At 48.6% G+C, this 22,537-nt stretch carries 19 protein-coding genes; 12 read left to right on the top strand and 7 right to left on the bottom strand.

Going from position 1 to position 22,537, the window contains the following annotated elements; translation table 11 throughout:
* Positions 1-19: 19 nt before the first annotated feature.
* Positions 20-1,099, top strand: a complete 1,080-nt coding sequence (gene leuB, locus H6F51_02245; protein ID MBD1821339.1) for a 3-isopropylmalate dehydrogenase — start codon at positions 20-22, stop codon at positions 1,097-1,099.
* Here the strand turns inward: leuB and H6F51_02250 are convergent.
* From H6F51_02250 to lpdA, 4 genes are all read right to left on the bottom strand, one after another.
* Positions 1,096-2,010, bottom strand: coding sequence for a hypothetical protein (locus H6F51_02250; protein MBD1821340.1), 915 nt, complete (start codon positions 2,008-2,010; stop codon positions 1,096-1,098). The genes leuB and H6F51_02250 overlap by 4 nt on opposite strands.
* 65 nt (positions 2,011-2,075) lie before the next feature.
* On the bottom strand, positions 2,076-2,333 hold the full coding sequence (locus H6F51_02255; GenBank protein MBD1821341.1) for a DUF5340 family protein: 258 nt from the start codon (positions 2,331-2,333) through the stop codon (positions 2,076-2,078).
* A 120-nt stretch (positions 2,334-2,453) separates the two neighbouring features.
* A complete protein-coding gene (gene trpC, locus H6F51_02260; GenBank protein ID MBD1821342.1) occupies positions 2,454-3,344 on the bottom strand; it encodes an indole-3-glycerol phosphate synthase TrpC in 891 nt (296 codons plus the stop codon).
* A gap of 162 nt (positions 3,345-3,506) precedes the next feature.
* Positions 3,507-4,931 (bottom strand): dihydrolipoyl dehydrogenase, encoded by a 1,425-nt coding sequence (lpdA, locus tag H6F51_02265; GenBank protein ID MBD1821343.1) that lies wholly within the window; start codon positions 4,929-4,931, stop codon positions 3,507-3,509.
* A gap of 187 nt (positions 4,932-5,118) precedes the next feature.
* Between lpdA and H6F51_02270 the strand changes: the two genes are divergently transcribed.
* The 4 genes from H6F51_02270 to H6F51_02285 all read left to right on the top strand — a co-directional run bounded on the left by H6F51_02270 (position 5,119) and on the right by H6F51_02285 (position 8,912).
* Complete coding sequence (locus tag H6F51_02270) at positions 5,119-5,310, top strand: hypothetical protein (GenBank protein ID MBD1821344.1); 192 nt, start codon at positions 5,119-5,121, stop codon at positions 5,308-5,310.
* A gap of 187 nt (positions 5,311-5,497) precedes the next feature.
* Positions 5,498-8,380 (top strand): isoleucine--tRNA ligase, encoded by a 2,883-nt coding sequence (gene ileS, locus H6F51_02275; GenBank protein MBD1821345.1) that lies wholly within the window; start codon positions 5,498-5,500, stop codon positions 8,378-8,380.
* 11 nt (positions 8,381-8,391) lie between these two features.
* Positions 8,392-8,640: a DUF4160 domain-containing protein gene (locus H6F51_02280; GenBank protein MBD1821346.1), complete on the top strand. Its 249-nt coding sequence runs from the start codon at positions 8,392-8,394 to the stop codon at positions 8,638-8,640.
* Between the two features lie 14 nt (positions 8,641-8,654).
* Positions 8,655-8,912 carry a DUF2442 domain-containing protein gene (locus tag H6F51_02285; GenBank protein ID MBD1821347.1) on the top strand — a complete coding sequence of 86 codons (258 nt, stop codon included), beginning with the start codon at positions 8,655-8,657 and terminating at the stop codon, positions 8,910-8,912.
* A gap of 12 nt (positions 8,913-8,924) precedes the next feature.
* Here the strand turns inward: H6F51_02285 and H6F51_02290 are convergent, their stop codons facing one another.
* Positions 8,925-9,551: a DUF938 domain-containing protein gene (locus tag H6F51_02290; GenBank protein ID MBD1821348.1), complete on the bottom strand. Its 627-nt coding sequence runs from the start codon at positions 9,549-9,551 to the stop codon at positions 8,925-8,927.
* 9 nt (positions 9,552-9,560) lie between these two features.
* On the bottom strand, positions 9,561-13,094 hold the full coding sequence (locus H6F51_02295) for a hypothetical protein (protein MBD1821349.1): 3,534 nt from the start codon (positions 13,092-13,094) through the stop codon (positions 9,561-9,563).
* A gap of 296 nt (positions 13,095-13,390) precedes the next feature.
* Between H6F51_02295 and H6F51_02300 the strand changes: the two genes are divergently transcribed.
* Both H6F51_02300 and H6F51_02305 read left to right on the top strand, forming a co-directional pair.
* Positions 13,391-13,918 (top strand): helix-turn-helix transcriptional regulator, encoded by a 528-nt coding sequence (locus H6F51_02300; protein MBD1821350.1) that lies wholly within the window; start codon positions 13,391-13,393, stop codon positions 13,916-13,918.
* A gap of 299 nt (positions 13,919-14,217) precedes the next feature.
* Positions 14,218-15,540, top strand: a complete 1,323-nt coding sequence (locus H6F51_02305; GenBank protein ID MBD1821351.1) for a PAS domain S-box protein — start codon at positions 14,218-14,220, stop codon at positions 15,538-15,540.
* A 106-nt stretch (positions 15,541-15,646) separates the two neighbouring features.
* On the opposite strand, the gene pdhA is transcribed toward H6F51_02305, so the two are convergent.
* Complete coding sequence (pdhA, locus tag H6F51_02310) at positions 15,647-16,678, bottom strand: pyruvate dehydrogenase (acetyl-transferring) E1 component subunit alpha (GenBank protein ID MBD1821352.1); 1,032 nt, start codon at positions 16,676-16,678, stop codon at positions 15,647-15,649.
* A 165-nt stretch (positions 16,679-16,843) separates the two neighbouring features.
* Between pdhA and H6F51_02315 the strand changes: the two genes are divergently transcribed.
* From H6F51_02315 to H6F51_02335, 5 genes are all read left to right on the top strand, one after another.
* Positions 16,844-17,032, top strand: a complete 189-nt coding sequence (locus H6F51_02315; protein MBD1821353.1) for a hypothetical protein — start codon at positions 16,844-16,846, stop codon at positions 17,030-17,032.
* Between the two features lie 3 nt (positions 17,033-17,035).
* The gene (locus tag H6F51_02320; GenBank protein MBD1821354.1) at positions 17,036-19,138 is read left to right on the top strand and encodes a DUF4101 domain-containing protein; all 2,103 of its coding nucleotides are present in this window, start codon (positions 17,036-17,038) and stop codon (positions 19,136-19,138) included.
* A gap of 96 nt (positions 19,139-19,234) precedes the next feature.
* On the top strand, positions 19,235-20,206 hold the full coding sequence (locus H6F51_02325; protein MBD1821355.1) for an AEC family transporter: 972 nt from the start codon (positions 19,235-19,237) through the stop codon (positions 20,204-20,206).
* A gap of 79 nt (positions 20,207-20,285) precedes the next feature.
* A complete protein-coding gene (locus H6F51_02330) occupies positions 20,286-21,047 on the top strand; it encodes a response regulator transcription factor (GenBank protein MBD1821356.1) in 762 nt (253 codons plus the stop codon).
* A 52-nt stretch (positions 21,048-21,099) separates the two neighbouring features.
* Positions 21,100-22,404: a PAS domain-containing sensor histidine kinase gene (locus tag H6F51_02335; GenBank protein MBD1821357.1), complete on the top strand. Its 1,305-nt coding sequence runs from the start codon at positions 21,100-21,102 to the stop codon at positions 22,402-22,404.
* Positions 22,405-22,537 lie beyond the last annotated feature (133 nt).

Genomic DNA, 22,537 nt, shown 5'->3' on the forward strand with positions numbered 1-22,537 from the left:
TTCAGCATCGTAAAGCGCTATGAGCCAACAGTATCGCATCACACTTCTTCCCGGTGACGGCATTGGGCCTGAGATTATGGCAGTTGCCGTTCGCGTTCTCAAAACCGTCAGCGAGAAGTTTGCGCTCGATTTCGAGTTTCAAGAAGCGCTGATTGGGGGTGCCGCGATCGATGCGACGGGTGAACCGCTTCCTGCGGCAACGCTCGAAACCTGTAAACAAAGCGATGCGGTCTTACTTGCTGCGATCGGGGGGTACAAATGGGATTCCCTGCCGCGTCATTTGCGCCCTGAAACTGGATTGTTGGGACTGCGATCAGGCCTACAGCTTTTTGCAAATCTTCGCCCTGCAACGATTTTGCCTCAATTAGTCGATGCCTCAACGCTCAAGCGTGAAGTCGTGGAAGGAGTCGACATTATGGTTGTGCGGGAATTAACGGGTGGGATTTATTTCGGTCAACCCCGCGGAATCTTTACGACAGAAACAGGCGAAAAGCGTGGTGTGAATACGATGGCATACACCGAATCAGAAATTGATCGCATCGGTCGCGTGGCATTTGAAACTGCCCAGAAACGATCGAAACGGCTTTGCTCAGTCGATAAAGCAAACGTGCTAGAAGTCTCACAGTTTTGGCGCGATCGGATGATTGCACTTTCGGCAGAATATCCCGATGTTGAACTGACGCACTTGTATGTGGATAACGCTGCGATGCAGTTAGTTCGCGCTCCGAAGCAGTTTGATACGATCGTCACCAGCAATCTCTTCGGTGATATCCTCTCTGATGCGGCTGCAATGCTAACCGGAAGTATTGGAATGCTGCCTTCTGCGAGTTTAGGGGCATCGAATCCCGGCGTTTACGAACCTGTTCACGGCTCCGCCCCAGACATTGCGGGACAAGACAAAGCCAATCCGTTGGCGCAAGTTCTAAGCGCAGCAATGATGCTTCGCTACAGTTTCGATCAAGCTGAAGCAGCAACGCAGATTGAACAGGCTGTTCTCAAGGTTCTGGATCAGGGATATCGTACCGGAGATATCATGTCCGAGGGCAAAAGGTTAGTGGGATGTCAGGCGATCGGAGATGCGATCGTCGCTGCGCTCTAACTTTTGCGAGTGCGATAAGTGCGGCGACGAACTAGAAATTCGGGAATGTCGCTCTCCGGCTTGAACGAATTCGATCGCGTCGTCGATTTAAGATCTGGTGGCGGTGTTGTATCAATCTCGTCTAAAACTGTTTTAATCTCCGGTGGAAGATCTTGATCGGTCAACGCTTGTTTGAGCGCGATCGCAATTTCGTGTAGTCCGTGAAAGCGAGTTTTCCAGTGCTGAATGGCGGTTTCGTACTCGCTCGCTTGTTGGGCTTGACTGAGGATTTGTTCTTGCATCTCTGCTGCTTGGCTTTCTAGCTCGGTGATCCGGCCTTGACTTTGTTCGCGATCGACTTCGAGTTCCTGGCAAACCTGTTGCAGCAGCGCTTGTGTGGTCATGTGACGCGCAATTCGCGCTTCTAGTGCTTCGACTTGCGCTTCTAGCTCAATCCTGCGAGTGTGGGATTCTTGCTTTTCGGATTCAAGATCTTGGAGTTGCTGCCGTCGCAGTTGCAGATCGGTTTGCAGCACTTGGAGTTGTTGCTCGATTTCAAACGGCTGCACATCCGTTAACTCTGCTTGTTGGCGTGCTTCAGCCGCAGCTAGAAGGCTTTGATAATCACGCTCTCGCTGCTGTGCCTGTTGAATCTTATGTTCGAGTTCAGCTTTTTGCTGAGAAAATTGCAGCTTTAGCTGGTGAATTGCTTGCTGCTGCACATTGGCGATTTCCTCGGTCGAAGCTAGTTGACGTTCTAGAAAATGTTGATTGACGACCTGCGATCGCAGATCCTCCAGACTCGCGATCGATTGATCTAGCGCCTGCTCTAAATCCCGAATTCGCCGTTGCTGCGCTTGAACTTGCTCTATCAAGTCCGAAACAGACGACTTCTCCTCGAAGCTCAAACTGAGTTGCTCCGGTTCTGACACTGCTCGAACCTCCCACAAGTTCGATCATAAAGTTACACGCAGTCTAAGATTTGCGCCTCCGTAGCTTAAAGTTTTGGCTCTTGCGGCAGGGGGGCGGTCGGCATCTGAACACTATTGAGTGACCAGCGATACTCGATCGGCAGGTTTAATCGCTCTAATTCGCCTTCAAGCTGTTTTTGCTGCGAGAGTGCCTTACGGAGCGCGACGATTAGCTGCTGAACTTGCTCTCGTTGTCGCCCTCCGACTGCAAACAGAGTCTGACGCTCTAACAGTTGCAACAATAACTCGTAGTGAATGTGCGATGGTAGGGGGATCGGTTCCATGAAAAACCTACAGAGAATAATGGTGTAGAGCGAGAGGAGGCAGGTTGCACGAACTCTATCAGAAGAGATTTCAGATTCTAACCTAAAAGCTGAATGCAGCAAACCTTAGCCCCCAAAGGCTTAAGCAAGTCCGGCAAGAAGCTGTGCTAGCGCCTCTCCGGGAGCGGGTTGCTTGACAATGGATTCTCCGATTAGTACCGCACTCGCACCCGCTCGCGCCACTCGCGCCAAATCGGCTGAAGTGTACAGTCCAGACTCGCTGACGATCGTGATCCCCTTTTCTGCCAGCACCGAAGCACGATCGCGCAAAATGTCTTCAGTCGTTTGCAAATCGACTTCAAAATTTTTCAGATTGCGATTATTGATGCCAACGAGCGTTACGCCATCCGACGCTAAAACGCGATCGAGTTCTTCGAGGGTGTGAACTTCAATTAAGGCGGTCAGCCCCAGCGCTTTCACAATTTTGAGGAAATACTGCAAATCCTTATCCGAGAGAATTGCAGCAATCAACAGAACGGCATCCGCTCCGTGTAATCTCGCCCAATACATCTGATAGGGATAAACGATAAAGTCTTTGCACAATAACGGAAGATCGACGATCGCACGAATTTTTGCCAGATTCTCAAAACTACCTTGAAAGAATTGAGCATCGGTTAAGACAGAAAGACAGGTTGCACCACCGGATTGATAGGCTTGTGCGATCGTCTCCGGGTCAAAGTCTTCGCGAATCACTCCTTTACTCGGTGATGCTTTTTTGACTTCTGCGATCACAGCAGGCTTAGTTTTGCTGTTTTTGAGTGCGGCTAAGAAATCTTTAGGAGCAGGGAGATCTTTAACTTTGCTCTGGAGTTCGATCAGCGGCATTTTTTCCCGCAGTTGATCGACTTCGGTTTCCTTATGCCAGACGATTTCTTCCAAAATGTTGCGAGGGGCGCTGTCTGGAACTTTGGCTTGATAGCGCAGTTCTTGAACAGAAACAGCAGGATTCGGACAACGACGACGGATTTCCATTGAGTTACGGATAGGGTGAGGGAATGAATTTACTTTGGTTGGAGTTTGCCCCCTAAATTTTTCATTTGCGAGACTCAGGCAAATATTCAAAGTCCCCCACTTGTGGGGGATTTAGGGTGGGGGATTTAGGGGGCTTCAACGAACTGAAACGAAGCGATCCGACTAAGAATGCACCGCTGCCCGTTTGTACGCTTCATCCAAAATTTCCGAAAGCGTCGGATGCGTGTGAACCAAGAACGCCAACGATCGCACTGATTCTCGTTTGGCGATCGCATTCGCTGCTTCTTGAATCAAATCTGCCGCGTGCATCCCGATGATGTGTGCGCCTAACACTTCTCCGGTATCTTTACGGTAAACGATCTTTGCAATTCCTTCAGATTCCGCCTCAGCCAGCGCTTTCGCGTTTCCTTTAAAGTAAGTCCGCACCACTGCGACTTCAAAGCCTTCTTTTTTCCCTAATTCCTTTGCTTGCGGCTCGGTCATGCCTACAAAGCTGATTTCAGGATGAGTAAAGGCGGCAGCGGGAATACTGCGGTAATCGATTTCACGCTTGCGACCACACATATTCTCGATCGCAATCACGCCCTGAGCCGAAGCTGCATGAGCCAGCATCATTTTTCCGGTTGCGTCCCCGATCGCCCACAAATGCGGTACCGGTTGACCCTCAGACAACACTTGCATCTGATCGTTGACCGGAATAAACCCGCGATCAAGTTCTACGTTGACGGTTTCGAGTCCCAACTCTTTGGCAAACGGAACGCGACCTGCTGCAACCAGACAAGCATCGACTTCTAGGACTTCGACCAATTCTTTTGTTTTGGCATCGATTAGCTCGATCGTCACTGGAGATCCCGGAGTCACTTTCGCCGCAAACACCCCGACCTTTGTTTCGATATCGCGAGGCGTGATTAGAATTCTTTGCGCCAGTTTTGCGATATCGGGATCAAATCCTGGCATCAATTGATCGAGTCCTTCGATCATCGTGACTTCGCAGCCGAGCGCCGTGTAAACATCCGAGAATTCTAAGCCAATATAGCCGCTACCAACGATCGCCACCCAGGGCGGCAACGATTCTAATTTAATCGCATCGTCGCTGGTGAAAACGGTTTTGCCGTCAGTCTGCACTCCCGGCGGCACAAACGGAATTGATCCCGGAGCCAAAATAATGTCTTTTGCCGTGATCGTCTTTTCGCCTTCTGGCGTTGAGATGATTAATTTTTGGCTGCCTGAAACTCTTGCGCGTCCGTGAATGATTTCAACGCCTAGACGCTTCATGCTGCCGATCAAGCCTTCGCGCTGCTTAGTGACGATCGCTTGTGCGTGATTGGCGATCGCGGCTCGATCAAATGCCACATCCCCGACTTCAATCCCCAACGATTTCAAATGATGGGCATTTTGCAATTCTCGGACTCGCCCGGAGGCTGCAAGTAGCGCTTTAGAAGGAATGCAGCCCCGATTCACGCAGGTTCCGCCCATATCAGCGGCTTCGATAATTGCAGTCTTCAAACCACAATCAACGGCGTGGAGTGCCGCTCCATGACCTCCAACGCCCGCGCCGACAATTACCAAATCATAATCGTAAGCCACAGTTCTCTCCCGTTCTCAATGCCTATCTATTCTCATCCGTGAAGCGTCGCTTCGACAATATAAACTGCCAAATCGGTCATGAAACGCTTTCATCTAAAATTGGGCATCCTGATCTGAGCGCAGCTACCCTAAAAATCGTGCATATGGCTTTCGGGCTAATCTCTCATACTGATTAGGAGTGAACCTTATGGATCGTCAACAGCGAGAATTGCGTCGCGCCGCCGCTCAAGCTTTTGCTGAGTCGCTGAATAAGCTAGAAAACACGCTTTGCACTCCTGAATCTCATCTCGCTTCAGAAGCACCGAATTTAGCGATCGATTTTGAACAGGCGCTGGCAGATATTGAACGCTTTATGCATGAGAAAGAGGAACAGGGTTAAGGGGTGAGATATAAGGGGGAGCGATCGCTTCCCTTGACTCAATTCCGCCTGCAATTTTCTTTTTCAGAATCTTCTTAACTCTGACGTATTCAAACTCCCAGAGACGTAAAACAAATCGCGCTTTCATCTCCACAGTGGCAAAATTCCTGACAGAATAGACGGATATGTGATTTTTGCCCTTTATCTTATGACTGCGACAGAACCCGGTTCCTACAAAAACAGCGTGAACCTGCCCCAGACGAAGTTCGATATGCGTGCGAACGCCGTCAAACGTGAACCCGAACTGCAAAAATTCTGGGCAGAGCAGCAAATTTACGAACACCTGTCGCAAGAGAATCCAGGCGAATTGTTTATTCTGCATGACGGGCCGCCCTATGCAAACGGAGCGCTGCATATCGGTCACGCAATGAATAAAATTCTCAAAGATACGATTAATAAGTATCAGTTACTGAAAGGACGCAAAGTTCGATTTGTGCCGGGATGGGATTGTCATGGTTTACCGATCGAACTTAAAGTCCTGCAAACTCTCAAGCCCGAAGAACGTCGCCAACTGACTCCGCTCACTTTGCGGCAAAAAGCGCGAGATTTTGCATTGGATACGGTTGCTCAACAATCCGCCAGCTTTAAGCGCTACGGCGTGTGGGGCGATTGGGAGCATCCTTATTTAACGCTAAAGCCTGAATACGAAGCGGCTCAAATCGGTGTGTTTGGGCAGATGGTACTGAAGGGCTATATCTATCGCGGATTGAAGCCTGTTCACTGGAGTCCGAGTTCTAAAACGGCACTGGCAGAAGCGGAACTCGAATATCCAGAAGGTCATACTTCAAGAAGCTTGTATGCAGCATTTGAAGTGCTGAACTTGTCGAAAGAGTTGCAGATGCCGCTTGATCCGTTCTTGGGTGAATTAGGTGTAGCGATCTGGACAACGACTCCTTGGACAATTCCGGCAAACTTAGCGGTGAGTGTGAACCCGGAATTAGTTTATGCCGTGGTGGAAGTTGGGGAGGATGCGCCTGGACGATTTAAGTATTTGATTGTTGCAAAGGATTTAGTCGATCGCTTATCGGAAGTTCTCGGTACAACGCTGGAAGTCAAAGCGACGATGATGGGACGATTGTTAGAGCATTGTACTTATCGTCATCCTTTGTTCGATCGCACCAGCGAAATCGTGATTGGCGGCGATTATGTCACGACTGAATCGGGTACAGGTTTAGTTCATACGGCTCCCGGTCATGGTCAAGATGACTATCTAGTGGGACAGCGTTATGGATTGCCGATTCTGTCTCCGGTTGATGACAATGGCGACTTTACCGAGGAAGCGGGGCAGTTTCAGGGCTTAAACGTATTGGGCGATGGAAATCCTGCGGTGATCGAAGCCCTAAAAGAAGCACGATCGCTTCTGAAAGAAGAACCGTATCAGCATAAATATCCGTATGATTGGCGCACGAAAAAGCCGACGATCTTCCGCGCCACTGAACAATGGTTTGCGTCAGTTGAAGGCTTCCGAGAGGAGGCATTAAAAGCGATCGCCGAGGTAGAGTGGATTCCAGCACAAGGCGAGAATCGGATTACGGCAATGGTGGCTGAACGATCGGACTGGTGTATCTCCCGTCAGCGCAGTTGGGGCGTTCCGATTCCGGTGTTTTACGACGAAGAAACCGGAGAGCCGTTATTGAACGAAGAAACGATTTCTCATGTGCAAGCCATCATTGCTGAAAAAGGATCGGATGCTTGGTGGGAATTGTCGATCGAAGAGCTTTTACCTGAGAAGTATCACGGTAAAAAGTACCGCAAAGGCACAGACACAATGGATGTCTGGTTTGATTCTGGATCATCTTGGGCAGCAGTGGTTGAACAGCGTCCAGAGTTGCGCTATCCGGCTGATATATATCTTGAAGGATCAGATCAACATCGCGGTTGGTTCCAATCGAGCTTGCTGACCAGTGTTGCAACTCAGGGACAAGCACCGTATAAGACTGTGCTAACGCATGGTTTTACGTTGGATGAACAAGGGCGCAAACAAAGTAAATCTTTGGGGAATGTGGTTGATCCGATGGTGGTGATTGAAGGCGGCAAAAACCAACAGCAAGAGCCGCCTTATGGTGCGGATATCTTACGGTTGTGGGTGTCTTCTGTGGATTACACCAATGATGTACCGATCGGTAAAAACATCCTGAAGCAAATGTCGGATGTGTACCGCAAAATCCGCAACACCGCGAGATTTCTATTGGGGAACTTACACGACTTTGATCCGGAGAAAGATGCAGTTGCATATGAGAAATTACCGGAACTCGATCGCTATATGCTGCATCGCATTACTGAAGTATTCGACGAGATCCAAGACTCGTTTGAAACTTATCAGTTCTTCCGATTCTTCCAAACCGTGCAGAACTTCTGTGCTGTAGATTTGTCTAACTTCTATCTCGACATTGCAAAAGATCGGCTGTACATCAGTTCACTCAATGCAGAGCGCCGTCGGAGTTGTCAGACGGTGTTAGCGATCGCGCTTGAGAACTTAGCGAAAGCGATCGCGCCTGTTCTCTCACACATGGCAGAAGATATCTGGCAGTATCTCCCGTACAAAACATCTTATAAATCGGTGTTTGAGGCGGGTTGGACTAAGCTTGAGGATCAATGGCGAAATCCAGAGTTAGCCCAGCGTTGGGAGCAGTTACGTGAACTTCGTGCCGAAGCCAACAAAGTGCTGGAACAAGCGCGAACCGCTAAAGCAATTGGTTCTTCTCTCGAAGCGAAGTTACTGCTGTTTGTCGCGGATTCAGATTTACGATCGCAACTTCAGTCATTCAATCCATCTGATAGTCTGAGCGGAAATCGCGTGGATGAACTGCGGTATCTATTCATTACTTCGCAGGTTGAGTTAGTAGATTTAAGCGATCGACTGACTGAAGCAAAATACACCAGTCAAACCGAAGCATTAGGAATTGGTGTAGTGAATGCTGACGGTGGAAAGTGCGATCGCTGCTGGAACTATTCCACTCATGTGGGCGAATCGAAAGAACATCCATTGTTGTGTGAACGATGTGTCCCGGCGATCGAAGGTCAGTTTTAGGGTGAGAATTGATGCCAGAGATCACAAGATTTTATGGAATCATTATTAAGGTGTTCTTTGGCGATCATCCACCACCGCATTTTCATGCGATTTATGGAGAATATAATGCTTTGATTAGTATTGAATCTTTGGAGGTGATTGAAGGAGACTTGCCAAATCGGGCTGAAAAATTAGCGATCGAATGGGCTACTCTCTATCAGCAAGACTTGATACAGATGTGGAATGACCAGGAGTTTCGTAAGCTCCCACCCTTGAAATAGATGGAGTTTGCTCAATGAAGTCTCCGAAGATTGTCTCTGCTCAAGCGATCGACGATCATACTTTGTCGATTAAATTCTCCAATCACGAAGTCAAGCATTATGACATCTCTAAGCTGTTAGAGAAGCCAATGTTCAAGCCATTAAAAAATCCTCACTTCTTCAAGCACTTTAAGGTTGATATAGATGGGTATGGGCTGATGTGGAATGATGAAATTGATATTAGTGAACATGAACTGTGGCAGAACGGCATCAGTCAGGCTTCAACAGAGTAGCGATTAAATTAATCACTGTTTCTGAAACACGACTGATAGATTGTTGGCAGGCATCGCCACCACTTTGAGTAATCCTAAATCTTGACTCTTAGCTACATTAACCACATCTTCTAAATTTCTCACACCCCATTCTGGATTTTGTAGCTGTAAGCTTTCATCAAACATCTCATTGCTCGGTGCAGTATGTTTCCCTTCTTGCTTGTAAGGGCCATACAAATACAAGATTCCACCAGATTGAAGAATTCGATTTGCTCCTGCCATTAGCCCTAAACACGCTGACCAAGGTGAAATGTGAATCATATTGATATTGACGATCGCCCGAACTGGCTCAGATAATTGCTGCTGTTCGACGCTCCAAACCGCATCACGAGCATCAATGTTAATTGGTGCTTCTAAGTTCTCGGCAGGCTCAAACTTACGCCATGCAGAAATACTGGCACGAGCGATCGGGTTTGGATCAGAAGGTTGCCATTTTCGAGGCGCTAAGCGAGGTGCAAAGAAGACCGCGTGTTCTCCGGTGCCACTAGAGATTTCTAGTACCGTTCCAGAGGGGGGCAAAACCTCAAGTAGAACTTCTAAAATTGGTTCGCGATTTCGTTGAGTGGCAGGAGCGTATTGGCGATCGTCGGGGACATTCATATCAAATCCTCAAAACCTACAGATATTCTCCTCTATTGCTCCTAACGCTTTCAATGTAGTTTTCTGGGCATTCGTAATTCCGCTAACATTTGTGATATTCGCACCGTTGTAAGGCTGTGGTTTCTGTAATACTTTCACGCATTCTCCGGTTTCAACATTCCACAACCGGACTGTTTGGTCTTCGCTTCCACTGGCAATTCTTGAGCCATCTCCGTTAAATTTCACCGACCAAATCCGATCGCGATGCCCCTGTAAAATTTCACACTCCCCGGTTTGGAGATTCCATACTTTTACCGTTTGATCAATTCCGGCGCTGACAACGCGATCGCCGCTTGGAGAAACCGCAATAGATAGGATTCGATCACTATCCCGAAACACCATTTCACACTGTCCCGATTTCAGATCCCAAATCCTCACGCTTCCATCTTCGCTACCACTAACTAACCGTTTTCCGTCCGAACTAAAAACAACAGACATCACTCGACTGGTATGTCCTTGTAAGGTTCTCAAACATTGACCTGTATGCGGATTCCAAAGATGAATCAAATGATTTTCTTCACCGCTTGCTAGGAACTCACCATCAGGACTATAAGCGATCGACCAAATTCGACTTTGAGCCGCAAGAATCTGCAAACACTCGCCCGTATGAGGATTCCAGAGGCGAATGGTTTGATCAAAGCTACCACTGGCAAGCGTTGTTCCATTCGGACTGAATGCCACCGACCACACCCAATTGGTATGTCCGCGTAGCACTTTCAAGCATTGATTAGTCGATCGACTCCACACTCGAACCGTGTGATCAAAGCCACCACTCGCAAGCAATTGATCATCTGGACTAAATTTAACTGTCCAAACCCAGTTTTCATGTCCGTAAAAGCTACTGATACAAGCTCCAGAAGCAACATCCCAAAGATTAACGGTTTGATCTGTGCTTGTGCTGGCTAGAAATTGATCATCAAAGCTAAACTCAACCGATAAGACAAAGTTGGTATAGCCTTGGAGGGTTTTACAACATTCTCCGGTTTGCGTGTGCCAAAGTCGAACAGACTGATCAGCGCTACCACTCGCAATCATGTTTCCAGTGGGACTAAACACAGCCGATCGTACTACTCCCCGATGCTGATGCAATGTTCTTAAGCATTGTCCGGTCGATCGATCCCAAAGCTTAATCGTTTGATCAAAGCTACTACTGAGTATCAGTTGCCCATCTGGGCTAAAGTTCACACATCGAACTTGATCTAAATGTCCGGTTAAGGTTCTAACACAGCTTGCAGTTTGAATGTCCCAAAGCTTGATAGTTGCATCCTCGCTGCCCGATGCTAGCATTGTTCCATCGGGACTAAAGGTAACACCCCTCACTGTGTTTGTATGTCCTTCAATAGTTTTTAGGCATTCTCCAGTCTCTACGCTCCAGAGTTTAATTGTGCGATCGTCACTACCACTCGCTAACATTCGACCATCTGGACTAAACGCAACCTTACAAATCCAGTGCTGATGTCCTTCTAGCACTCGGATCAGTTTTCCGGTGTAGAGATCCCAAAGCCGAATTGTGCGATCGGCGCTGCTGCTCGCAAGAATTGGAGCGGTGGGAGAAACAGCGATCGAAATGACCCAATCTTGATGATCGCTCAGCGTTCGCCAACATTCGCCTGTTTTGGTACTCCAAATTTTGACGGTATTATCTCCACTTGCTGAGACAATCAAATCCCCCTCTGGACTAAAAGCAATCTCACAGACCCAATGTTGATGCCCATCACAGGTTAGTATCTTTTGCCGCTCTAGAACATTCCACAGATGAATTGCCCCAGCCGTATCGCTTGCAGCTAAGGTTGTACCATCGGGACTAAATGCAACTGACCAAACATTCCCTAAAGTTTCTGAAAAGACGGATTTCTTTAGCTCTGCATTCGTAAAATTGACGTGATGTAAGTTCACGCCCTGTAGCTGCGCTTGCCACACTGCCAAACCCGAAAAGTCATACCCAGTCAAATCCGCTCTGAGACAGCACAATAAATTGAGAATGTTACCTGCTGCGTATCCAGGGGCACATCCTAGCTGTTGTTGAAGCTTGACCAAGACAGACCTAAACTTTTGTTCTAAATCTGTTGGGCAATGGGTCGGAGCAGTCAAACGATCGACCAAGGGCTGCATGATCATCCGAGTTTGACGATCGCGGATATGATCTTCAACGGTTGCTTTGACCAAAGCATGAGATATCAAGAGTTCAAACGTCTCAGAACATAGTTCTTGAAACACGCGATCGATCAATCGATCAATCACATATTCCATCACGACAGGCTGCTGCGTAAATTTCGCGCCGCGTTTTTCAACAATGGGTCTTCGCGCCAAAGATGCTAAGGCTTCGATTAACTGTCGTTTGGGAATCGGCGGAACTAGATCTTCAGCTAACTCAGACAGCGAAGTTCCATCGCGATTAATTGCAATCCAGTACATAATCTGCTGTTCGAGATGCGATAGGCGATCGAACTGTTCATCTAACAAGTCCGAGATTCCACCAAACACAGTTGTCCCTTGCGTCAGAAACTCGCTCACATCGCTATCAAACAAATCTTGAATCGTCGAAGCCGCGATTTTCAGCGCCAATGGATTGCCGCTATAAAGATTGATGAATCGTGTAAATGTGGTTGAACTCGCTTCTAGCTGTTTTGGCTTGAGAAATTCTCCTGCTTCTGTTGGATTCAAACCCTCCAAGCGAAACGATCGCACAAACTGCCCTTCGAGTGCCGCGACTTCTTTCGGCCTCTCGCGGCTGGTTAACACGAGACAACTTTGATGCACCGTTTCCCCGATGCGGCGAAACAACTCTCCATAACATTCATACCCGATCGGGTAATGTCCAGCCCGATCGCCGCTCTCTAAAATAGATTCAACGTTATCGAGGATGAGGAGACAGCGCGACGATCGCAAGTAATACATCAATCGAGCCAGTTTTCCATCAACGGTATCGGGTAGCTCGGTTTCTTGTTGCCGCGATAGAAATGGAATCCAATCCGACAAAATCACATCGAGGGGTGGTGCATCTTGCAGCGATCGCCAAATCACCGCTTCAAACTTTGCTTGTACCTGCTGCGCCAATTTCACAGACAGAGCCGTTTTCCCAATGCCGCCCATGCCCAAAATCGTCACGAATCGACACTGTTCCTCGGTTAAGGCACGATCGAGGTCTTCTAGCTCTTGAGCACGACCGCAAAATCCCGAAACATCAACTGCCTCGCCCCAATCTACTAACGCATGGGAAAGCTCCAGCGATCGAATTTCTGTTTGCTGCATTTGGGCACATTGGCGCAGCGCAACGCGGAAATTGCTTTTGGTCACTCGTTGCCCCAAACGCTCGGATAGAAGCTGCCACAATTGAGCGCCAACTAACTTGATGTAATCCGGATCGTAGTCCTCAGCCGTCGCAATCTGTTCATAAGTCAGACCCTCCCAAGCACATCGGAACACTACTTCTTGCAGATGAGTCAAGCGATCTTGCTTTAGCACTCGATCCAATACGCAAAGCGCCTCCTCGATCGTGATCACGGTAGTTCACCCCCTCTGATTAATCTTTACACTGAGCGATATTTAGCGCTTCAATCACAGTCAGGGAGATTACGAATACTTCCATTTTCTGATGAATTCAGGCTTGCCGAAATAACGTTTTATAACCTTAAAGTCCTAACCTTTTCATACGGACGCTCGCCGTTCTCTGGCGTATCTTCAGGAGTATCAAGTTGAGTGCATAAAACGAATGCCCTAACCGTACTCATCTTTATCGGAACTCAGCCAGCCTGATTCCTTTGTCTCTTACCACTCATTCGCCCCTGAAGATGATGAATATGCCTCTTAATACCCCTAATGATTTCCTGTTGTCCGTATTAGAAGGTTTAGTAGACGGTATTTTGATTGTGAGTCAGCAAGGTCAATTGCTCTTTGCAAACACACCCGGAGCCGAGATTTGCCAAAAACTCAGTCCCCATCAGCAATATCCTGCTGAGGTCTGGCGTTCCTGCGAAGCGTTAATCGAAAGTCGTCAATGGTACGGCGCTCGTCCACTCTTGATCGAGTCCGAGCTACAGACAGAAAATCACCAAACCTATCGTATCTGCGTTCAGTGGCTGCAATTAGAACAGCCTTGCTTGCTGGTTCGCTTAGAAGACCAACAGCGATCGCTGCAAAGTCTCGCGGTGACAGAAGCCAAAAAATTCGGTCTCACGCCGCGTGAAGCCGAGGTCTGGTTTCTCAAACGCTGCAACTTATCGCGAAAAGAAATTGCAGCGCGGTTATTTATCACGATCGACACCGTGAAAAAACACTTAGGAAATATTCAACTGAAGCGTCAGGCAAACTCGGAAAGCTGGTGCTAAACATCAAGATTAGGACGATCAAAGCTCCGATTTTCTACACGATCGGGGCTTTTTTTTTATTGGCTTAATTCTTTAGAACTTTTTTATAGACTTAATTCCAAAGATGTCTAAAGATGAATGTGAAAATCTGCATCATTGACTTACAGTTTTAGTAAATTTAGCTCTTGACATCTTTTCTAATAATTCCATTTTTAAATCTCAACTCCTAACAGAGGTAGATGCTTGCCTGCTAAAAACCTCAGACAATTCTACTGACATCTGCCCGCCCCCTTGATTGAAACTTGCCCCTGTGTCGAACTATGGAAACGGATTTAACAAGCGAGTATATTCAAACTGTGCAGCAACGCACCCAGACGTTGTATCAAACTACACAGACTGCCGCTCATGAAAGCCCGCACTTGATGCTAGGGTGCTTAGAGGAGTTACAGTCCGCTTTAGAGGAACTGCACGTTGCGGAAGAAGAACTCAGACAGCAAAATAAGTCCTTGTTATCGGCTCAGCGCACGATCGAAGCCGAACGGCAACGCTATCAAGAACTATTTGAATTCGCGCCTGATGCTTACGTCGTTACAGATCTCTACGGCACTGTACTCGAAGCCAATCGAGCCGCGATCGAATTGTTCAATGTCCCTTATCGCCATCTGATCCAAAACTCTCTCGTTTCCTTTGTCCACAAAGAGCAGCGATCCGCTTTTCGAGGGGTGCTGAGTCAACTTCTCACGATTCATCGCGTTCAGGAGTGGGAAGTGACGATGTGTGGACAAGACACGCATTCTATCGATAGTGCCATTACTGTTGAAACGGTGCGCGATTTTCAAGGAAAAGCGATCGCGCTTCGCTGGCTAATTCGCGACGTTACTGCCCGCAAACAGAGCGAAGCACAACTGCACAAATTACAACTGCAAAACCTTGAACTCACGGAAATCGATCGCCTAAAAGACCAGTTCATGGCAACGATTTCGCACGAGTTACGCACCCCCATGAATGCGATTTTGGGCTTTTCCCATCTGTTGCTGAAGCGTGTCTCCACAATGGAGGATAGCACCCTAGCCTGCATGGCTGATCGCATTGTTTGCAACAGTCAGCACCTGCTTACTTTGATCGAAGAACTCTTAGACTTCTCGAAACTGAAAGCGAAAAAACTGCAATTGCGAATGACTGAGCTTGATCTGCTTAAAGTTGCAGACGAAACTGCACAAGAATTACGCCATTTTGCGGAGCAAAAAGGAATTGCACTCAATTTGGACAGCGCTCAACAGGCTTTACCGATCGTCAGCGATCCCGTGCGATTGCGGCAGATTATGACCAATTTGCTCTCGAACGCGATTAAATTCACTGAAGCAGGACAAGTCACGCTAGGAGTGTGGGGACTCCCCGCAGGACGAGTGCTAATCGTGGTTCAAGATACAGGCATCGGAATTGATCCGGCGGATCAAGAACGAATTTTCCAAGAGTTTTGGCAAGTCAACCAAACTTCGACCCGCCTGAACGGGGGTACTGGATTGGGGCTTGCGATCGTCCGATCCCTGGTGGAACTGATGCAGGGGAGTCTTTCGATCGAGAGCCAGGTCGGTCGGGGTACAACCTTTCGGATCGAATTACCGCGTCAATTGAAATATTAAGCATTCACCCAAAAAGATAGAGACGCAATTCATTGCGTCTCTATCCGTTGTGCAACACCGACAATCAAACGCATTCACCTAATGATTGAATGCGACAAAACCTCGATTAATCCTCTGCAAAAATGTACTTATACAGTTCACTCGGATCAGGTTCAGGGCTTTCTAATCCAAATTTCACCGCATCTTCGACCAAGGCTTGCACTTTCTTCTCAATATCCTTGAGTTCGCTCTGCTTCACTAGATTTTGCTCAATCAAGTACGACGAGAATTTCTTCAAGGGATCGCGTGCTAGCCATGCTTCTTTTTCTTCTTTCGATCGCAGTTCATCGGGATCAGCGAGCGAATGCCCCCGGAAGCGATAGGTTAAGCACTCGATTAAAGTCGGGCCTTCACCTGCTCTCGCTCGTTTTACGGCTTCTTGGGCAACGCCGCGAACGGCTAACACATCCATTCCGTCCACTTCGTACCCCGGCATCCCGAAAACGCTCGCTTTCTTGTAGATCTCGGTTTGAGAACTTGCTCGATCGTGCGCCATGCCGATCGCCCACTTGTTATTCTCAACCACGAAAATAATCGGCAGCTTCCACAGTGCCGCCATGTTCAAGCACTCAAAAAACTGTCCATTATTCGTAGTGCCATCCCCAAAGAAGCAAGCCGTTACCTGATCGGCGCTTTCGTCACCCATCACTTCGCGACGATACTTCGACTGAAACGCCGCTCCCGTCGCTACTGGAATCCCTTCCCCGATAAACGCAAACCCACCGAGTAAGCGATGCTCTGCTGAGAATAAGTGCATCGACCCGCCGCGACCCTTGCTGCATCCGGTCGCCTTGCCGAATAATTCCGCCATCACTTCACGGGCTGGAACCCCACAGCTCAGCGCATGAACGTGGTCGCGATAAGTGCTACAGACATAATCCTCGCCTGGACGCATCGCCCGAATCACGCCCGTTGAAACCGCTTCTTGACCGTTATATAAGTGCACAAATCCGAACATTTTGCCGCGATAGTACATTTCGGCACACTTATCTTCAAAGAAGCGCCCCAACACCATATCCTCATACAGCATTAACCCTTCCTCGCGGGTCACTTGCGCGGGGACGGTTTGAAATGCCGGAAATGCTCTTTCTTGAACCATGAGAATCAATTAACCTCGCTGCAATAACCCCAGATCGAAAAAGTGAATGCGAAACCTGCGTAAAGAATCGCGCGCTATTCTGAATAATCTAATCTAAAATACCTTCCTGACGTATCAAAGATCAAATGTAGCAAACCGGAAACCGCAACAGATGCACTGCACAAGATGGATAAACTTCAAGATTTATTTACCTCGTTGGGGTTCTATCCATTTGCAAATCCTTTTATTGTTAGGATTACAGTTTCTAAGTTACGCCCACCGACGCTGCTGACTTCGCACCGACAAGGTATGATGTCTGTCAATTCGATCGTCACTCTCGATCTTCCTTACCTCGATCTACTGCTGGGGACGTGAACTGTGCGTATACCGCTCGACTATTACCGGATTTTAGGTCTACCGATGCAAGCAACGGCAGACCAGTTGAAGCAAGCTCATCGCGATCGCACGTTACAGTTGCCCCGCCGTGAGTATTCTGAAGCGGCGATCGCCACTCGCCGAGATTTGCTCGATCAAGCGTATGCTTTGCTCGCTGACCCAGCTCAACGTAAATCAATTGATGAGAAACTGCTGAGCCTTCAATACGAGGAAGATGCAGATGCCGCAACGATCGAACTTGACGATCAGCATTTGATCGGAGCGTTATTAATTCTGCAAGAGTTAGGCGAATACGAATTAGTTCTGAAGATTGGGCGACCTTATCTCAGTAGTGGAACCTCCTCGATTCGGGATGGTCGATTTGGTGATCCCCGCATTGTGCTGTCAGATATTGTTCTGACGATCGCGCTTGCCTGTTTAGAACTCGGTCGCGAGCAGTGGCAGCAAGGACAGTATGAAAATGCAGCAGAGGCGCTAGAAACGGGGCAGGAACTGCTTCTGCGAGAGGGATTGTTTGCGGGGGTACGGGGCGAAATTCAAGCGGATTTATTTAAGCTGCGTCCTTACCGAATTCTAGAACTACTGGCAGCGCCGAATGAAGAGAGCGGCGATCGTCAACAGGGCTTGCGATTGCTCAAAGATATGCTGCGTGAGCGGAGTGGCATTGATGGCACAGGCAATGATCAGTCTGGCTTAAGCGTTGATGATTTTTTGCGGTTTATTCAGCAGTTGCGGGGATATTTAACCGCAGCAGAGCAGCAGGCTTTGTTTGAAGAAGAGTCTCGTCGTCCGTCAGCCGTCGCTACTTATCTTGCAGTCTACGCTCTGTTGGCGCGAGGATTCGCAGATCATCAGCCTGCGCTGATTCGTCGAGCAAAATTGTTGTTATTCCGGCTCGGCAGTCGGCAAGATGTCCATCTTGAACAATCGGTTTGCGCTCTGTTGCTCGGACAAACCGAGGAAGCTAGCCGCGTGCTTGAACTATCGCAGGAGTACGAGCCGCTGGCGTTTATTCGCGAAAACTCCCAAGGCGCACCGGATCTTCTACCGGGATTGTGTCTCTATTCTGAGCGCTGGCTACAAGAAGAAGTTTTTCCTCATTTTCGGGATTTGGCGAAACGAGAAGCATTACTCAAAGATTACTTTGCCGATGAGCAGGTTCAAGCTTACTTAGAAGAACTGCCTGCGGACGGGGAATGGGTTACAGACTGGTCAATGGCCGAGCAGGGACTGGTGCATCATGAGTTAAATTACGGCTCGACGATCGCTCCCTCTCGCAATGGACGCACGACTCCAGTTGAGGAGAACATCGGCGGCTATCGCTCGGCAACCGCTACATTAACCACAGGTGTTGCAGAAGCTTCCGTTTCAGAACGCTCCCCAAGAAGCAGCACCAATGATGGGGAGTCAGCGCTTCCTCGATCGTCGCGCAGTAGTCGCAACGGGCGCGACCTTTCTGCCTCCTCTCGCTATCACGCGCCGGATCAAAATGTGCCTAGAGCAAAAGCACCGAGAGAAAATCGTCGATCGCGCTGGATTGTGCTAATTCTAGGAGTCGCGCTGGCGATGGGACTAGGCTTTTTGATGATTCGGGCACTTAGAGCGCTAATGAATCCATCGGCTCAAACGACAAGTGAAGCGCTTCCCGTGCAGCTTGATCAACCGATCGTCAACTTACAGCCTGCTTCTCAACCCGTCACCCTTTCAGGCAATCTCGACCAAAGTCTCGCCCAGAGAGTGGTAGAAACCTGGCTTGATGCAAAGAAAGCGGCAATGGGAAAAAACTACGACGGCTCAAAACTGGCTCAGGTGCTAGTTGATCCGAAGCTTACAGAATGGCAGCAGAACATCGAAGAAACGAAGCGTGAGAACTTATACATCGAATACGACCACGCAGTTAAAGTGCAAAGCGTTGAAGCTAGTCCAACCGACCCAAATCAGGCGACCGTAAAAGCAACCGTGACTGAGGTGCGGAAATACTTTGCCGGAAATAACCCTGGTGACGTACAGACTGATCGAGATATGTCGGTGCGCTACACCTTAGTACGCCAAGACAATCAGTGGCGAATCAAAGACTGGCAGTAATTTTGGGTTAAAAATGTCCGTCCTAATTAAATGCGCTATTTGCGGGATCGATCCGTTACGATAGTGCAGGGAGTAGCGCCCGATGGTGGCAAGGGCATGATCGCAAGTTTGGTTCACGCTTATACCCCCTTAATCTTCTGGACTGGGGTGGGTGCTTTATTATTTCGATTTTTGCCTCTATCGTTTCCACGATTTTTAGGGCGGAGCTTATATTGGGTGGGCGTACCGTGGCAAATTTTTTCCCTGGTACGAGAAACTGACTTTTCAACACATGTCGGCATTGCGCCTGCGGTGACGATCGCGACGTTGGGGACAGGACTGACGCTTGCCTGGATCACATTGCAGCTTTTAATTTGGCTTAGAACTGAAGCAAAGCCAGCTTGGTTGGGTGCGATCGAAAGCTGGTTGCCGCCGATGGATCGGGCTGCTCAAGGAACGTTTGTGATTGCTTCGACGATCGGAAACACAGGCTTTGTCGGTCTAGGGTTAATTCCTGCGTTGATTAGCACCGGGGATCTGAGTTGGGCAGTGTTCTACAGCGTCACCCAGAACTTGATTGGAACGTATGGTATTGGTGTTCTAGTAGCGAGCCATTATGGTCGCGCAGAAGCTCAAAGCACAATCTGGACGCTGCTGCGAGATATTCTTACGGTTCCGACGCTCTGGGCATTTGCTGCTGCGTATTTCACTCAGTCGATCGCCTTTCCGGCGTGGGGTGAAACGATCGTGCATTCCTCGCTTGTCTTTGTCATTCCCGCCTCATTTCTGCTGATGGGAATGCGTCTGATTCAACTCAATGGCATCGCCAGCCTAAAAACAGCTACAATTCCGGTACTGCTCAAAGCACTGATTTTGCCGAGCTTAGTCGCGATCGCGGTCGCTATTCTGGGACTAAATTACGATGCTCGTCTGTCTTTGACGATCATGGCAGGAGTACCCAGTGCGTTTGCGAGCTTGATTCTGGCTGAGGAGTACAATCTAGACCACGATTTAGCAGCGAGTAGTATTGCTTTGAGTACGATCGCGATTTTGGCGACCATTCCAGTTTGGTTACTGATTAGTCATTAAATCTTGAGAAACTGTATAAGCCCATACGGTGATCTGGATCAATGGTAGAATCTTGCCGACAAGTCGAGACGCACTTTTTATGCAGACAACGCTCCTGACTGACGCTACAACTGTCGCACCCAAACTTTCCATCAGACGAATTCTGCTTGTCGATGATGAAGAGACGATTCGCGACACGATCGCGCTCACCTTGTCCGACGAAGGATATGAAGTGGTCACTGCTACTGATGGTCGCCAAGCCCTAGAAATTCTGCAAACGGCTCTAAGCCAAGACTCCGACAAATCATCTATGCCAGATTTGATCATCCTGGATCTGATGCTGCCCTATGTGAATGGATTAGATATTTGTCGTTGGATGCGGCGCGAAGGAAGCAGCGTCCCGATTTTGATACTCAGCGCCAAGGCGAGTGAAACCGATCGCGTCGTTGGACTAGAGGTGGGAGCTGATGATTATCTCACCAAGCCGTTTGGGATGCGCGAATTGGTTGCTCGCTGCCGTGCCTTGCTGCGCCGTCATCAGCAGTTCCAGCCTGCTCAATCGAGTCCCACTCTGCAATTTCAGGATGTCACGATTTACTCACAAGAATGCCGGGTGACGGTTCGAGGCGAAGTCGTGAACTTCTCACCGAAAGAATTCAAGCTGTTGGAGCTTTTCCTGAGGCATCCGAAGCGCGTTTGGTCACGGGATCAACTGTTAGAGAAAATTTGGGGACACGATTTTGTGGGCGAAAGTAAAACGGTGGATGTTCACATTCGCTGGCTACGGGAAAAGCTAGAGCTTGATCCAAGTAATCCTCAGTATTTGGTGACTGTCCGGGGTTTTGGCTATCGATTCGGCTAAGCTTAGAGGAGAGAGAAGCCATCTCCTACCGCCCTTTAGCCGCGTTTTGCCTGTGTCTGTTCTTTGGTTTCTGGCTGGACTCGCGATCGGGATTCTTCCTTTCACGGTGTATCGGGGGCAACTCACTGCCCGTATTCATCGCCTGACCAAAAATCTACCTCCCGATGAAGCAGAGATTGACTTGTCGGTCACCTCTCGCTTATCGATGATGATCTCTCATCATCAGGCGCAAATTGAGCAATTAGAACGCACGCTCGAAGAATGGAAGCAGATTCTCAGCTTGTCGCCGATCGGCTATCTGCAAGTTGATGACGAAAATCAACTGACTTGGTGCAATCCCGCTGCCGTTCAAATGCTAGGCATTCATCAAAGCGATGATTATGCGCCTCGGCTGCTCTTAGAGCTGGTGCGATCCTACGAACTCGACTCATTGATTGAAAAGGCCCGCGATCGCAATCAACTCCATCAGCGCGAATGGATGTTTTATCCGATTTCCGCAGATGCAGAAGATCTGTCGCAGGCGCGATCCACGCCGATTCGCGGGCTTGCCTTTCCGCTCTCCAAGGGTGAAGTCGGCGTTTTTCTAGAAAATCGTCAAGAAGCAGTCAACTTAGTCCAACAGCGTGACCGCTGGACATCCGATGTTGCCCACGAACTCAGAACGCCCCTGACCTCGATTCGCCTCGTCGCTGAAACCCTACAAGCCCGCTTAGATCCTACGAATCGGGCTTGGATCGATCGCTTACTGAATGAAACCATTCGCCTCAGTCGATTAGTGCAAGATCTCCTTGATCTGAGCCAGTTAGACCTAAATCCGACTCAACGGCTGCGATTAACCTCGATCGATCTGGTCAAACTGATTTATTCTGCCTGGGAAAGCTTAGAACCGCTTGCCTGCGAAAAACAAGTGCAACTGCACTACAGCGGCTTAGAATCTGTGAAGCTCCGAGCTGATGAAGCCCGTATGTATCGCGTCTTTCTCAACTTGCTTGATAACAGCCTCAAATACAGCCCCGTTCAGGGCATCGTCCGCGTTGAGACAACGCTGCAAGAGCAGTCAAAGCCCCGACTTCAGGTCGATATCATTGATGCAGGCGAAGGATTCCCCGAAGAGGCGATCGCGCACATCTTTGATCGCTTTTACCGCGCTGATCCATCGCGGGTACGCCCAACTCAGAGCCAAGCAGCGACCCAATTGACCAGTGGTAGCGGGTTAGGTCTGGCAATCGTGCGTCAAATTGTGGAGGCACATCATGGAACAGTTCGCGCCCAAAATCATCCTGACGGTGGTGCATGGCTGCAACTGGTTCTACCTTGTGAAAGCTCTACGACAAGGGTGAAGTCTCACTCTTCATGAATACTTATCACTCCCTGAGAGCGGATATGAATTCCGAATGAGGCAGTCTTTCCGACATTTTACGGAATCCAGACTCATGTAATATTTGTACATATTGATAGATAGACAATTTGATAGATAAACAATTGTCACA

This window comes from Cyanobacteria bacterium FACHB-DQ100 (assembly GCA_014695195.1).
Taxonomy (GTDB): domain Bacteria; phylum Cyanobacteriota; class Cyanobacteriia; order Leptolyngbyales; family Leptolyngbyaceae; genus Leptolyngbya.

Bases quoted from the DNA above. Each gene is read 5' to 3' on its own strand.
- H6F51_02325 (MBD1821355.1), top strand. From the start codon at position 19,235: ATGATCGCAAGTTTGGTTCACGCTTATACCCCCTTAATCTTCTGGACT.
- H6F51_02255 (MBD1821341.1), bottom strand. From the start codon at position 2,333: ATGGAACCGATCCCCCTACCATCGCACATTCACTACGAGTTATTGTTG.
- pdhA (MBD1821352.1), bottom strand. From the start codon at position 16,678: ATGGTTCAAGAAAGAGCATTTCCGGCATTTCAAACCGTCCCCGCGCAA.
- H6F51_02305 (MBD1821351.1), top strand. From the start codon at position 14,218: ATGGAAACGGATTTAACAAGCGAGTATATTCAAACTGTGCAGCAACGC.
- ileS (MBD1821345.1), top strand. From the start codon at position 5,498: ATGACTGCGACAGAACCCGGTTCCTACAAAAACAGCGTGAACCTGCCC.
- H6F51_02300 (MBD1821350.1), top strand. From the start codon at position 13,391: ATGCCTCTTAATACCCCTAATGATTTCCTGTTGTCCGTATTAGAAGGT.
- H6F51_02315 (MBD1821353.1), top strand. From the start codon at position 16,844: ATGGATAAACTTCAAGATTTATTTACCTCGTTGGGGTTCTATCCATTT.
- H6F51_02290 (MBD1821348.1), bottom strand. From the start codon at position 9,551: ATGAATGTCCCCGACGATCGCCAATACGCTCCTGCCACTCAACGAAAT.
- trpC (MBD1821342.1), bottom strand. From the start codon at position 3,344: ATGGAAATCCGTCGTCGTTGTCCGAATCCTGCTGTTTCTGTTCAAGAA.
- H6F51_02270 (MBD1821344.1), top strand. From the start codon at position 5,119: ATGGATCGTCAACAGCGAGAATTGCGTCGCGCCGCCGCTCAAGCTTTT.
- H6F51_02330 (MBD1821356.1), top strand. From the start codon at position 20,286: ATGCAGACAACGCTCCTGACTGACGCTACAACTGTCGCACCCAAACTT.
- H6F51_02285 (MBD1821347.1), top strand. From the start codon at position 8,655: ATGAAGTCTCCGAAGATTGTCTCTGCTCAAGCGATCGACGATCATACT.
- leuB (MBD1821339.1), top strand. From the start codon at position 20: ATGAGCCAACAGTATCGCATCACACTTCTTCCCGGTGACGGCATTGGG.
- H6F51_02280 (MBD1821346.1), top strand. From the start codon at position 8,392: ATGCCAGAGATCACAAGATTTTATGGAATCATTATTAAGGTGTTCTTT.